12 protein-coding genes are annotated in these 12,301 nt (G+C 55.5%); 2 read left to right on the forward strand and 10 right to left on the reverse strand.

Annotated elements, in window-relative coordinates; translation table 11 throughout:
* The first annotated feature begins 25 nt into the window (after positions 1 to 25).
* On the forward strand, positions 26 to 2,323 hold the full coding sequence (metE, locus tag ACUN8H_RS05855) for a 5-methyltetrahydropteroyltriglutamate--homocysteine S-methyltransferase (RefSeq protein ID WP_445531219.1): 2,298 nt from the start codon (positions 26 to 28) through the stop codon (positions 2,321 to 2,323).
* A 90-nt stretch (positions 2,324 to 2,413) separates the two neighbouring features.
* Here the strand turns inward: metE and ppk1 are convergent, their stop codons facing one another.
* Both ppk1 and hemB read right to left on the reverse strand, forming a co-directional pair.
* A complete protein-coding gene (ppk1, locus tag ACUN8H_RS05860; RefSeq protein ID WP_445531220.1) occupies positions 2,414 to 4,603 on the reverse strand; it encodes a polyphosphate kinase 1 in 2,190 nt (729 codons plus the stop codon).
* A 121-nt stretch (positions 4,604 to 4,724) separates the two neighbouring features.
* Positions 4,725 to 5,735 (reverse strand): porphobilinogen synthase, encoded by a 1,011-nt coding sequence (gene hemB / locus ACUN8H_RS05865; protein ID WP_445531221.1) that lies wholly within the window; start codon positions 5,733 to 5,735, stop codon positions 4,725 to 4,727.
* A 168-nt stretch (positions 5,736 to 5,903) separates the two neighbouring features.
* Between hemB and elbB the strand changes: the two genes are divergently transcribed.
* Positions 5,904 to 6,563: an isoprenoid biosynthesis glyoxalase ElbB gene (gene elbB / locus ACUN8H_RS05870; protein ID WP_445531222.1), complete on the forward strand. Its 660-nt coding sequence runs from the start codon at positions 5,904 to 5,906 to the stop codon at positions 6,561 to 6,563.
* Between the two features lie 122 nt (positions 6,564 to 6,685).
* On the opposite strand, the gene tatC is transcribed toward elbB, so the two are convergent.
* The 8 genes from tatC to ACUN8H_RS05910 all read right to left on the reverse strand — a co-directional run bounded on the left by tatC (position 6,686) and on the right by ACUN8H_RS05910 (position 12,279).
* Positions 6,686 to 7,477 (reverse strand): twin-arginine translocase subunit TatC, encoded by a 792-nt coding sequence (gene tatC / locus ACUN8H_RS05875; RefSeq protein WP_445531223.1) that lies wholly within the window; start codon positions 7,475 to 7,477, stop codon positions 6,686 to 6,688.
* Positions 7,474 to 7,959 carry a Sec-independent protein translocase protein TatB gene (tatB, locus tag ACUN8H_RS05880; RefSeq protein ID WP_445531224.1) on the reverse strand — a complete coding sequence of 162 codons (486 nt, stop codon included), beginning with the start codon at positions 7,957 to 7,959 and terminating at the stop codon, positions 7,474 to 7,476. Before tatB ends, tatC begins: the two co-directional genes overlap by 4 nt.
* A 3-nt stretch (positions 7,960 to 7,962) precedes the next feature.
* Positions 7,963 to 8,235 carry a Sec-independent protein translocase subunit TatA gene (tatA, locus tag ACUN8H_RS05885; protein ID WP_445531225.1) on the reverse strand — a complete coding sequence of 91 codons (273 nt, stop codon included), beginning with the start codon at positions 8,233 to 8,235 and terminating at the stop codon, positions 7,963 to 7,965.
* 74 nt (positions 8,236 to 8,309) lie between these two features.
* Complete coding sequence (locus ACUN8H_RS05890) at positions 8,310 to 8,672, reverse strand: phosphoribosyl-ATP diphosphatase (protein ID WP_445531226.1); 363 nt, start codon at positions 8,670 to 8,672, stop codon at positions 8,310 to 8,312.
* Positions 8,673 to 8,703: 31 nt separating this feature from the next.
* Positions 8,704 to 10,326: a ubiquinone biosynthesis regulatory protein kinase UbiB gene (ubiB, locus tag ACUN8H_RS05895; RefSeq protein WP_445531227.1), complete on the reverse strand. Its 1,623-nt coding sequence runs from the start codon at positions 10,324 to 10,326 to the stop codon at positions 8,704 to 8,706.
* Complete coding sequence (locus tag ACUN8H_RS05900) at positions 10,323 to 10,979, reverse strand: ubiquinone biosynthesis accessory factor UbiJ (RefSeq protein ID WP_445531228.1); 657 nt, start codon at positions 10,977 to 10,979, stop codon at positions 10,323 to 10,325. The genes ubiB and ACUN8H_RS05900 overlap by 4 nt, the downstream gene beginning before the upstream one ends.
* Before the next feature lie 19 nt (positions 10,980 to 10,998).
* Positions 10,999 to 11,754, reverse strand: a complete 756-nt coding sequence (gene ubiE, locus ACUN8H_RS05905) for a bifunctional demethylmenaquinone methyltransferase/2-methoxy-6-polyprenyl-1,4-benzoquinol methylase UbiE (RefSeq protein WP_445531229.1) — start codon at positions 11,752 to 11,754, stop codon at positions 10,999 to 11,001.
* Positions 11,755 to 11,895: 141 nt separating this feature from the next.
* Complete coding sequence (locus tag ACUN8H_RS05910) at positions 11,896 to 12,279, reverse strand: gamma-butyrobetaine hydroxylase-like domain-containing protein (protein WP_445531230.1); 384 nt, start codon at positions 12,277 to 12,279, stop codon at positions 11,896 to 11,898.
* Between the last annotated feature and the right edge of the window lie 22 nt (positions 12,280 to 12,301).

Consider the following 12,301-nt stretch of genomic DNA (forward strand, 5'->3'; position numbering starts at 1 on the left):
TTCATTCACGTTAGTAGGGTTCATCATGACAGTTTCTCATATTCTCGGCTATCCCCGTATCGGTGCTCAGCGCGAACTTAAAAAGACCACTGAAGCGTATTGGAAAGGCGACATAACGCGTAACGAACTGGAAAGTACGGGTCGTGAGCTTCGCCTGCGCCACTGGCAGGCGCAGCAAGCAGCTGGGCTGGATTTCGTTAGCGTGGGTGATTTCGCCTTTTATGATCAAGTGCTGAACGTATCAGTCACGCTAGGCGCCGTTCCTGCCCGCTTTAATGCCCAGCACGAAGTGGCGGGGGGCGATATCGACCTCGATACCAGCTTTCGCATGGCCCGAGGCCGCGCGCCCAGCGGTGAACCCGCCGCCGCCTGTGAAATGACCAAATACTTCGACACCAACTACCACTACCTCGTCCCAGAACTGCACGAAGGACAAACGTTTACGCTCGCCTCTGATCGCCTGTTCAACGAGGTGGATGAGGCATTACGCGCAGGTTTTACCCCAAAAGTAACGCTAACTGGGCCGTTAACGTGGCTATGGCTGGGTAAAACCAAAGGAAATGGTTTTGATCGTTTAACGCTGCTCGACAGCGTATTGAACGTGTATGGCGAAATATTAGCGCGACTCGCCACCCAGGGCATTGAGTGGGTGCAATTGGACGAGCCGGCGCTCGTGCAGGACCTACCGCTTCCTTGGCAGCAAGCGTTTGAGCGCGCCTACCACCGCTTGCAGGCGGCACCGCTAAAGCTACTGTTAGCCACTTACTTTGGTGGTCTGGGGGATAACCTTTCATTAGCCACCCGTTTACCCGTCGCAGGTTTGCACATTGACGCCGTGCGGGCGCCGCAGCAAGTCGAGAGCGTGATCGACCGTCTTGGACCGCACCAAGTGCTGTCGATAGGCTTTGTTGACGGCCGCAATATCTGGCGGGCTGACTTAGCGGCATTGCGCGAGCGTTTGCTACCGCTAAAAGTGCGCCTAGGGCAGCGGCTTTGGCTGGCGCCGAGCTGCTCGCTGCTGCATGTGCCGGTAGATCTGGCGCAGGAAAGCGAACTCGGTGAGGAACTCGTGAGCTGGTTGGCGTTTGCGCAGCAGAAGCTGGCGGAAGTGGTCACCCTGGCGCGGTTGATTGATAACCGCGCAACGCCTGACGATGAGCAGCGTTTGGATGAGGCGACGCGAGCGCTGGATGCCCGGCGCGAGTCCACTCGGATCCACCAAACCGTGGTGAGTGAGCGGCTGGCTGCGATCACCCCTGCCGACAGCCAGCGGCAGGCGCCCTACGGAGTGCGTGCTGAGTCTCAGCGGCGGGCGCTGAAACTACCGCTATTCCCAACCACGACTATTGGCTCTTTCCCTCAAACCGATGCAATTCGCGCGGCACGGCGCGCCTTTAAAGCCGGCGAGCTGTCGTCAGCGGACTATGAAGCCCGTATGCAGGCCGAAATTGCCTACGCGGTGGAGCGTCAGGAAGCGCTGGATATTGACGTGCCGGTGCATGGTGAGGCCGAGCGCAACGATATGGTGGAGTACTTTGGCGAGCAGCTTGAAGGGTTTGCCTTTACCCGGTTTGGCTGGGTGCAAAGCTATGGCTCACGCTGTGTTAAGCCACCGGTTATTTTTGGTGACGTATCCCGCCCATCCCCAATGACCGTTCGCTGGAGCCAATATGCCCAAACGCTGACCGCTAAACCCATGAAAGGGATGCTGACCGGGCCAGTCACAATATTGCAGTGGTCGTTTGTACGTGATGACCAGCCGCGGGAAACCACCTGCCGCCAGATTGCGCTGGCGCTACGCGATGAGGTGCTGGATTTGGAAAACGCCGGAATCAACGTGATTCAAATCGATGAGCCGGCACTACGTGAGGGGCTACCGCTGCGTCAGAGCGAGTGGCAGCGCTATCTGGACTGGGCCGTCGAGAGTTTCCAGCTAAGCGCGGCAGGCGTTGCGGATACCACGCAAATCCATACCCATATGTGTTACTCCGAATTCAACGACATCATCGGGGCGATTGCTGCGCTGGATGCCGACGTGATCACCATCGAAACATCGCGCTCGGATATGCACCTGCTAGACGCCTTCCAGGACTTCGCATACCCCAACGAAATTGGCCCGGGCGTTTACGATATCCACACCCCTAATATTCCAGAGGTGAGCTGGATGGTCGATTTGATGGAAAAAGCCTTGGAGAAGATCCCCGCTGAACGGCTCTGGGTAAACCCGGACTGCGGTCTGAAAACGCGCGGATGGGCGGAAGTAGAGCCAGCGCTGGCGAATATGGTCGAAGCTGCCAAGCTATTGCGCCAACGCTATGCGTAAACGTTCGTAAATACTTTTTATAAGCCTTTCTGTTCAGAATCAACCCCGTTTAAAAGCGGGGTTTTGGCTTGAAAGGAAGCTTTCCGACGCTTAGCTTTTGGATGCATAGGCGTAGAGCAGGGTTTCCTGGGCGCTGATGGCATCGCTCTTACCCGGGTCCTGTAGCTGGTAGCTGCCGTCGGTCTGTAGCAGCCAGCTCTGGCAGTTATCCACCATGTAGGTTTCCAGGTCCTTACGTACCCGGGTGGCGAGCTTCTTATCCAGCAGCGGGAAGCACGTTTCAACACGGTGGAACATGTTGCGCGACATAAAGTCGGCGCTTGAGCACCAGGTCTCCGACTTGCCATCATTATGGAAGTGAAACACCCGGGTATGCTCCAGCAAGCGGCCTATGATCGAGCGCACGCGAATATTCTCAGAAACCCCCGGTATGCCCGGTTTTAAGCAGCACATGCCGCGAATAATTAAGTCGCACTCCACGCCCGCCTGGGAAGCGCGATAGAGCGCCTTAATGAGCTTGGGCTCGGTTAACGAGTTGCACTTGATGATGATATGCCCCCGCTTCCCTTTTCGCGCTGCCTGCGCTTCCCGGTCAATCATTTCCACTAGTCGTTCGTGCAGCGTGAAAGGTGCATGGAGCAATGTGTCGATTTTACGCGCGCGGCCCATCCCCGAGAGTTGCTGAAACACTTTATGAACATCGGCGCATAGCGCTTTATTGGCCGTCAGCAGGCTGTAATCGGTATATAGCTTGGCGGTTTTGGAGTGATAGTTGCCAGTGCCTAGGTGGGCGTAGTAGCACAGCTCGCCTTTTTCGCGACGCACGATATGCAGCATCTTGGCGTGGGTCTTGTAGGCCATGATGCCGTAGACCACGATGGCTCCCGCTTCCTGCAAGCGAGACGCCAACTGTAGGTTGTCGGCTTCATCGAAGCGTGCACGCAGTTCAATCACCACGGTCACTTCTTTGCCTTGGCTGGCAGCTTCTACCAGGGCGCTAACGATAGGTGAGTCTGAACCCGTGCGATAGAGTGTCTGCTTTATCGCCAATACATGGGGGTCGCGGGCGGCTTCCCGTAGCAGGTCTTCAATCGGCGTGAAGGACTGAAAAGGGTGGTGCAGTAAGATGTCGTTCTTGGCGATGGCATCAAACAAACTGCCCGATTTGAGCGCTTTGGGGATACTGGGCGTAAACGGGCGATAGAGCAGTTCGGGGCGGTCCACATCCCCGAGTACCGACATCATACGGGTTAAATTGACCGGCCCTTTCACGCGATACAGATCATCGCTCTCTAGTTCAAACTGGCGGAGTAGAAAGTTGGTGAGGTCATCGGGGCAGCTGTCGGCCACTTCTAAACGTACGCCGCTGCCGTAGCGGCGCGCCAATAGCTCGCCGCGCAGCGCGGAGGCAAGGTCAGACACCTCTTCAGGGTCAACGCTCATATCTGCATTGCGGGTCAAACGGAACTGGTAGCAGCCGCGCACCCGCATGCCTGGGAAAAGCTCGTCGGCATGGGCGTGGATCATTGAAGAGAGAAACACATACTCGGAGAAACCCTCTTCGCATAGCTCCTTCGGCAGCGCCATTAATCGGGGGAGCGAGCGAGGTGCCGGTAGAATCGCCATGCCTCCCGCGCGACCAAAGGCATCTTTGCCTTCCAGCTCCACGATAAAGTTGAGGCTTTTATTGACCAGCCTGGGGAAGGGGTGGGAAGGGTCTAATCCGATAGGACTGATGACCGGCATGATTTCATTATCAAAAAATGCCCGCGTCCACGATTTTTGCTCTTCTGTCCACTGGTCACGACGCCGGAAGCGTAGCCCTTGGGTTTCCAATGCAGGCAAAAGGGTGTCGTTGAGAATTTCATACTGACGGACGATCTGCGCATGGGCGACTTGTGAAATTTCCGCCAATACGGCTTTGGGCAGTCGTCCATCGGCGGCGGTAGTGTCGTCGCCAAGAGCGATCTGGTGCTTTAACCCGGCAATGCGAATTTCAAAGAACTCATCCATATTGGATGAAAAAATCAGCAAAAACATCAACCGATTGAGCAACGGATGGGCATCGTCCAACGCTTGTTCCAAAACCCGAATATTGAACTGTAGGTGCGATAGCTCTCGGTTGAAGTAGAGCTGAGTGTCGTCGAGGTCGGTTTCAGGCTGTACGTCACGTGCTTGAACCCCGGTAGGGGTTCGGTTGATACGCAATGGCATATCACCATCGCTGCCGGTTTGATCAGTAGACGATAATGATAATGAATCTGCTGCCTGCTCGTCCATGGTGGATCTCCCCGCGTCGATGGCTCGAAGGTATCATAGCTTGATAGTTGTATGAGACGTGAGTATGCAGGGAGAAGATGACAAACAAGTGTCACCTTGCTGTCATCTTTGTCACGGCGGTTTAGTGGCGCTGCAGTAAACGTGCTGCCTCCAGGGCAAAATAGGTCAAAATCCCATCGGCCCCTGCGCGTTTGAAACACATCAACGATTCTAAAATGACGGGTTCCGCTTCTAGCCAACCATTGTCGAAAGCAGCACGGTGCATGGCGTACTCACCACTGACTTGGTAGGCGAACGTCGGCACTTTTAGCTCGGCCTTTACGCGGCGAACGACATCCAGGTAGGGCATGCCGGGTTTAACCATCACCATGTCGGCGCCTTCGGCGATATCCATGGCGACTTCGTGCAGCGCTTCATCGCTATTGGCTGGGTCCATCTGATAAGTGCGCTTGTCGGCTTTGCCCAAGTTAGTCGCTGATCCGACGGCATCACGAAACGGGCCGTAGTAGTGGGACGCGTACTTAGCGCTGTAGGCCATGATTCGTACGTTATGAAGGTGCTCCTGCTCAAGGACTTGGCGAATGGCACCAATACGCCCATCCATCATGTCGGAAGGCGCCACGACGTCGGCGCCCGCTTCGGCATGCGAAAGGGCCTGTTTAAGTAACGTGTCGACCGTCCGGTCATTTTGTACGTAACCCTGCTCATCGAGAATGCCATCCTGGCCGTGGCTGGTGTAAGGGTCTAACGCCACGTCAGTGATGATTCCCAGTTCAGGTAGGGCGGCTTTCAGGGCGCGTACGCTGCGCTGTACCAAGCCGCTGGCGCTATAGGCCTCTTCGGCGAGTTCTGTTTTTTGCTCGGCGCCCACCACGGGGAACAGCGCTAAAGCGGGAATGCCGAGTTGATAGGCCTCGCGAGCTTGCTCAATCAACAGGTCGATAGAGAGACGTTCAACGCCGGGCATAGACGCCACCGCTTCACGCTGGTTTTCGCCTTCCAATACAAACACCGGCAGGATCAGGTCGGCGGGGCTTAGGCTGTTCTCTTGCATCAAGCGGCGTGAAAAGTCATCGCGGCGCATACGACGCATGCGTGTGGCAGGAAAATGACGAGGAGTGGGTGTGCTCAAAGGTTGTCTCCGGTAAGGATCGCAAATAGGGGTGCCCGAAGGCCTGTAGGAAGTATATCAGCCATGCCCTGCGGCGAAAGCCGTCTTGTGGCGACAAGGCAGACTGACTAAAGTGAGCAATTGCTTTGCTGTATTGCGATCGGCAGACCCTGGGATAAGGAGATAGGCATGACCAAACAGGTGGCAGTGATTTTAGCCGGCTGCGGTGTTTATGATGGCTCAGAGATATATGAGACTACGCTAACGCTGCTGCGCTTGGATCAGTTGGGCATTGAGTACCACTGTTTTGCCCCGGATATAGACCAGCATCATGTCATCAATCACCTGACGCAAGAAGTAGCTGAGGGTGAGCAACGTAATGTGCTGCAGGAGTCTGCTCGCTTGGCGCGAGGGAACATTCGCCCGTTGGGTGAGCTTAATGCTGATCACTTTGATGCGGTGATCGTGCCCGGCGGTTTTGGTGTTGCCAAGAGTCTGTCTGACTTTGCCTCTGCCAGCGACAATATGCAGGTGCTGGAGACATTGAAAGATGCCTTGACCGGCTTTCGCGACGAAGCCAAGCCGATCGGCTTGATGTGCATCTCACCCGTATTGGTGCCCCGATTATTGGGCGACGGTATTGCGGTGACGGTGGGTAATGATCCGGCGGTCTCCGGGGCGATCAGTGCCATGGGCGGGCTACATCGTAGCTGCAGCGTCGAAGATATTGTGGTGGATTTTGAGCACCGCGTGGTGACGACGCCAGCTTACATGTTGGCAACGCGTATCAGTGAAGCAGCCACGGGTATTTTTAAGTTGGTTGACCGTATTGATGAAATGATGGCGTAGTCCGCGACGCTATCGCCCCGAAGGTTAAGCCTCAACGACAACGCCGCCGCCATCATCAATGGCGGCGGCGTTTTTACTGGCTTGGCTGCATGCTGTTTTTAATGCTATTGCTAGTGTTATTTCTAGAGTTCGGCTTCCCGCTCTTCCGCCGCTTCTTTTTCGGCTTTGCGTTTACGTACTAGGCGCCCAAACAGCAACCCAACTTCGTAAAGCAGGTACATGGGAATTGCCAGCAGGCTCTGGGAAATCACGTCTGGCGGCGTCAAGAGCATGCCAATAACAAAGCAGCCCAAAAGAATATATGGCCGTTTTTTAGACAGACTTTCCACCGTCGTCGCGCCAGAGAGGATCAGCAAGAAAGTGGCAATCGGTATTTCAAACGCCACCCCGAAAGCAAAAAACAGTTTGAGAACGAAATTTAAATACTGGTTGATGTCGGTCATCACGGCGACGTTTTCCGGCCCGGTTTGAGTGAAAAACTCAAAGAGCAATGGAAAGACCACGTAGTAGGCAAAGGCCGCCCCGCCGTAGAACAGTGCAATGCTCGAGACCAGAATCGGAATCGCCAGCGCTTTCTCATTATCATAAAGCCCCGGCGCGATGAATGCCCAGGCTTGGTGTAGCACAAAGGGAACCGCGATAAACACGGCAACCACTAGCGTAAGTTTGAAAGGCGCTAAGAACGGCGAAGCCACTTCCGTGGCAATCATCTGCGACCCTTCGGGCAGTAGGTCCATTAACGGATCAGCCACGAAGGTATAGATATCATTGGCAAAGGCATAAAGGCCCAGAAAGATCACCAGGATCACAATCACTGCACGCATAAGCCGTGAGCGCAGCTCAATCAGGTGTTCAATCAGTGGGGCCTGGCTTTGTTCGTCACGCTGCTCCTTTGAATCGTCAGACATACTCATTGGTGGTTACGATCCTTATTCAATGCAGCCTGGTCAGATTCAGTCGTTGCCGTTGCGTTGTCGGACACCACCGAAGAGGACGATGAATCGGAGGCAGGCGTCTCTTCGCGCACTGTTTCCAGGGCATCGTCCAATCGGGAGCTCGCCTTGGCGACACGGCGCTCCGTCTCGCTCTGGGTTTTACCGTCAGACGGCGCAGTCGACGAACCATCGCGAGTAGGAGTATCAGCAATGCTCTCGACGTCGAGCTTGGCTTTTTTCAAGCTGTCATCGAGCTTCTTATGTTGCTCGTTGAGCTTTTGGCGTAGCTCTTCAGCTTCAAGCTGAGCGCTAATTTCGCGCTGCATGCCGGATACCGTGCGCTTTATTTTGCCTATCCACATGCCCGTCGTGCGGGCAGCCCGGGGCAGCCGCTCTGGGCCAAGCACCAACAGCCCGACGACGCCAATGAGCATCAGTTCAAGGAAGCCGATATCCAGCATGGTTTATTTGCGCTCTTCGTTACGGTCGTTGGCGGCCTGTTTCTCTTCCGCTTTAACGTCGTAAGTATTGCCAGGCTCTTCATGACTCACTTTGGCATGCGGAGCGTCGTCTTTTTCGCCCTCTTTGTTTTTCTCTTCATCGTGCATGGCTTTCTTGAAGCCTTTAACCGCCCCGCCTAGGTCGGTGCCCACGTTACGCAGTTTTTTAGTGCCGAAAACCAGGATGATGATGCCCAGAACAATCAGCAACTGCCAAATACTAATACCACCTAACATATGCATTTCCTCATGGGAAGGTTGACTATCTTTTGTCTAGCTAGATGACCGCTCGGTCACTGTTTACTTAGCCGCTAAGGCTGACGAGACGCTTTTTCATCGTGCCCCGACGTGCCCACGCGCCGTGCCAGTTCTTCTAAAACAGCCTGATGATCCATCCCCAGATGTGACAACATCACTAAGCTGTGAAACCACAGGTCGGCGGTTTCAGAAATAACCGCTTGGCGCTCACTCTCGCCGCCGTGCTCTGCATCCTTGGCCGCTAGCAATGTTTCGGTTGCTTCTTCGCCGACCTTTTCGAGTATCTTGTTCAAACCCTTATGATGCAAGGAGGCAACATAAGATTCTGCTGCTGCTGCGTGGCGCCGCTGCTTTAAAACCTCATTGAGCGTATCCAGCACAGATGCAGTGTTAATAGATAATGCGTTGCTGTCCATGGAAATCCTTATAACCGGTTAATGCATCACGCTATTGCCATACCAACAGCAAGAGACCGATAGCCGCGGCCGATAATACTGGCCACTCTTGAAGCTCAATCCAGCCGCTTAACGGCTGCCAAGCGAGTGCTAACGCCAGTAGAATCAAGCCAATCCGTAGGCGGTATAGACGCTTATTCTGACGCGCCATCTGTACCCGCATGGCATTGATGGATTCTACCTGCTGATGGCGCTGGCGATGCTCATGCTCCATGCGGCTGAGTGCTTGGTGCGCAAGCACTGGCAACTCGGGGAGCTGGTGAGACAACTCCGGTGCCTGACGCTTGAGGGATTCCCATAAGCCGCTAACCCCCGCACGCTCTTTCATCCACTGCTCTAGATAAGGTTTTGCGGTACTCCAGAGGTCCAGGTCAGGATAGAGCTGGCGCCCCAAGCCTTCAATGTTGAGCAACGTTTTCTGCAGTAAAACCAATTGCGGCTGCACTTCCATATTAAAACGACGGGCGGTTTGGAACAGCCCCAAGAGCACTTGGCCAAAAGAGATATCTTTTAGTGGTTTCTCTAAAATAGGCTCGCAGACGGTACGAATGGCGGCTGCGAATTCATTGGCGCGGGTATTTTCACCCACCCAGCCGGATTCAATATGCAGCGCGGCGACTTCGTAATAATCCTGGTGGAAAAATGCCAGTAAATTACGTGCTAAATAGTCTTGGTCTTCGCGGGTCAGGCTGCCCACGATGCCGCAATCGATGGCAATGTACTGCGGGTCTTCGGGGTTGTCACAGTTAACAAAGATATTGCCGGGGTGCATATCGGCGTGGAAGAAATTATCGCGGAACACCTGGGTAAAGAATATCTCGACACCCCGTTCTGCGAGCTTTTTTAGGTTGGTGCCCCGGGCAATCAGGGTATCCAGGTCAGCCACCGGAATGCCCCGAATCCGTTCTTGCACCATCACATGACGACGGGTGAAGGGCCAATAAATGGTCGGCACAAACAGCAGCGGCGAGTCTTTGAAATTTCGCTTGAGCTGTGAGGTGTTGGCAGCCTCTTTGTAGAGATCCAGTTCATCAAACAGGGTGGATTCGTAATCACGGATGACTTCGACCGGGCGTAGACGGCGCGCTTCGGGAACTTTAGCCAACAGCTTGGCGACTTGGTACATCAGCGCCATGTCCTGGCGCATAACGCGGTCAATGCCGGGGCGAATAATTTTCACCACCACATCTTCACCGCTGTGCAATCTGGCTGCGTGAACCTGAGCAATAGAGGCCGAGGCAAGGGGAACGTGGTCAAATTCAGCAAACGCATTCGCCAGCGACATTTCCAGCTCTTTCTCGACACGAGCAATGGCGAGCTCACCTGGGAAAGGCGGTACCTGATCCTGCAAACGCTTCAGCTCGTCGGCGATATCCGGTGGCAGCAGGTCGCGGCGGGTTGACAGCATTTGGCCAAATTTAATAAAGATAGGGCCCAGTGCTTCTAACGCCAAGCGCAACCGTTCACCACGCGAGCGCTTGCCGATGGGAACCAAGCGTAGCGGTGAAAACCACAGTAGCGCGCGCAGCCACCAGGGCAGGCGCTCTAACGGCAGCAGCGTGTCCAACCGGTGACGTGTAATCACCCAGCTTATTCGCAGCAGGCGAAGGCTCATGGGCGCGACTCCTGTGTCGCACTCTGCTGCTGTGTCAGCTTGCGCTGCAAGCGGTTAAAGCGCGCTTCCAGCCGGTCGGTGGCGACTTCCAGTTCGGTTAAGTGCTCGCGAAGTACGTTGCGCTGCTGTTGCCCGGGGAGCAGGCGAGCCTCTTCAAACACGTACTCTGACACATCCTGCATCAGTTCATCTTTGGCCCGCAGACCCCACCGCGCGGCGCGGCGCAGCCCTTCAGCCAGCGAGTGGGCGGGCATGTCACCCAGCCAGCGGGCCAGTTCGTTTTCCCAATCGATGTCTAAATCGAAAAGCAGGTCGCGAGTGGCTTCCAGTAAGTGAAGATGGCCACGCACGGCTAGCTTGCCGTCGAACATTAGCCGCTCGATGGAGGCGCCGCTGATCCACTCCGAAAACGTTTCCGGCGTAAGCTCGACGACGGCGTCGACCTCGCTTTCATCGACGCCATCGCCACGCATGAGGTCTAGACCCGCGTGGTGATAGTGGATGACCAGTTCCAGATGCGGCTGCTCCAGGCGCACCAGCAACCGGCTGCCCGCCAGCGCCGCCAGCCGAGCAGGGGCGGCGGGGTCGCGGGCGAGTAGGGCATTGAGCGTGCGTTCACATCCGGCCAACAGCAGGGTCGGGGTTACCAGCATGCTGACCTCTTCATTAGGCTCATAGCTTGATGCCGCGGTGTAGTGCAACGATACCGCCCGTTAAATTGGTGTACTCGACCCGCTCAAGCCCGGCAGCCTCCATCATGGCTTTGAGCGTTTCCTGGTCAGGGTGCATCCGAATCGACTCCGCCAGGTAGCGGTAGCTTTCGCCGTCGCCCGCCACCAGTTCGCCCATTTTGGGCAGCAGGCGGAAGGAGTATTCATCGTAGGCCTTCGATAGCAGCGGGTTATTAGGTTTGGAAAACTCCAACACCAGCAGGCGCCCGCCGGGCTTGAGCACGCGGGCCATGGAGCGCAGCGCGGCGTCTTTGTCGGTAACGTTGCGCAGGCCAAAAGCGATCGTGATGCAATCGAAGCTATTGTCGGGGAACGGCAGGCTTTCGGCGTTTGCTTGCACGTACTCGACGTTGCCACCGACGCCGTTATCCATCAGCTTGTCGCGGCCAACCTTGAGCATTGAAGCGTTGATATCCGCCAGTATTACCTTGCCGCGCGGACCAACCAGACGGGAGAACTTGAGCGTTAAATCGCCCGTGCCGCCTGCAATGTCTAGCACGTGGTGGCCAGGCCGTACGCCAGCGCGCTCGATCGTCAGTCGTTTCCAAACCCGGTGAATACCCATGGACATCAAGTCATTCATCACGTCGTAGCGGGCAGCCACCGAGTGGAAGACATCGGCTACTCGCGATGCCTTTTCATCTACTGGTACTTCCTGAAAACCAAAATGAGTGGTGCGTTTTTCTGTGGGGCTCATTGGGCAGTAGCTCCCGAATTCGAGGCGGTGGCAGATCGACCTTCGTTAGCGGTCGACGCGATTAAAAGAGTAGGGTCATTGTAGCCTTGTCCACCCAGCCTTGTCTGCCCGGCTTGTAAGCGAGAGGGCTACGTCAGGTGGTCACAGTTGCTTGAATTGAATGCTGGCGGGCTCGCGCGAGGCGCCTGCCTCCTCTAAACGCTGCAAGTAATTGTTCCAGTAGGCTTCTTGATGGATAGCCAGATCATAGAGGTAGTTCCAGCTGAACAAGCCGCTGTTGTGCCCATCATCAAAGTGAAGCTTCAGCGCGTAGTTGCCCGCCTGGGTAATGTTCTGAAGGCCGACATCTCGCTTGCCAACCTGCAAAACGGCAGTATCGCCACCGTGGCCGCGTACTTCTGCCGAAGGCGAGTAAACGCGTAAAAACTCCACCGGCAGGCGAAAGCTTTCGCCGTTGGCATAGCCAAGTTCCAGCTCGCGGGCCTGTTTATGGTAGTGAACCTGAGTGGGGGTAGGGGCGTTCATGATCAGACCTCATGGCGAAAAG

This window comes from Vreelandella sp. V005 (genome assembly GCF_052645115.1).

What these genes read in the sequence shown, in the direction of transcription:
- metE (WP_445531219.1), top strand. Translation starts at nt 26, where the DNA reads ATGACAGTTTCTCATATTCTCGGCTATCCCCGTATCGGTGCTCAGCGC.
- ppk1 (WP_445531220.1), bottom strand. Translation starts at nt 4,603, where the DNA reads ATGGACGAGCAGGCAGCAGATTCATTATCATTATCGTCTACTGATCAA.
- elbB (WP_445531222.1), top strand. Translation starts at nt 5,904, where the DNA reads ATGACCAAACAGGTGGCAGTGATTTTAGCCGGCTGCGGTGTTTATGAT.
- tatC (WP_445531223.1), bottom strand. Translation starts at nt 7,477, where the DNA reads ATGAGTATGTCTGACGATTCAAAGGAGCAGCGTGACGAACAAAGCCAG.
- tatB (WP_445531224.1), bottom strand. Translation starts at nt 7,959, where the DNA reads ATGCTGGATATCGGCTTCCTTGAACTGATGCTCATTGGCGTCGTCGGG.
- tatA (WP_445531225.1), bottom strand. Translation starts at nt 8,235, where the DNA reads ATGTTAGGTGGTATTAGTATTTGGCAGTTGCTGATTGTTCTGGGCATC.
- ACUN8H_RS05890 (WP_445531226.1), bottom strand. Translation starts at nt 8,672, where the DNA reads ATGGACAGCAACGCATTATCTATTAACACTGCATCTGTGCTGGATACG.
- ubiB (WP_445531227.1), bottom strand. Translation starts at nt 10,326, where the DNA reads ATGAGCCTTCGCCTGCTGCGAATAAGCTGGGTGATTACACGTCACCGG.
- ACUN8H_RS05900 (WP_445531228.1), bottom strand. Translation starts at nt 10,979, where the DNA reads ATGCTGGTAACCCCGACCCTGCTGTTGGCCGGATGTGAACGCACGCTC.
- ubiE (WP_445531229.1), bottom strand. Translation starts at nt 11,754, where the DNA reads ATGAGCCCCACAGAAAAACGCACCACTCATTTTGGTTTTCAGGAAGTA.
- ACUN8H_RS05910 (WP_445531230.1), bottom strand. Translation starts at nt 12,279, where the DNA reads ATGAACGCCCCTACCCCCACTCAGGTTCACTACCATAAACAGGCCCGC.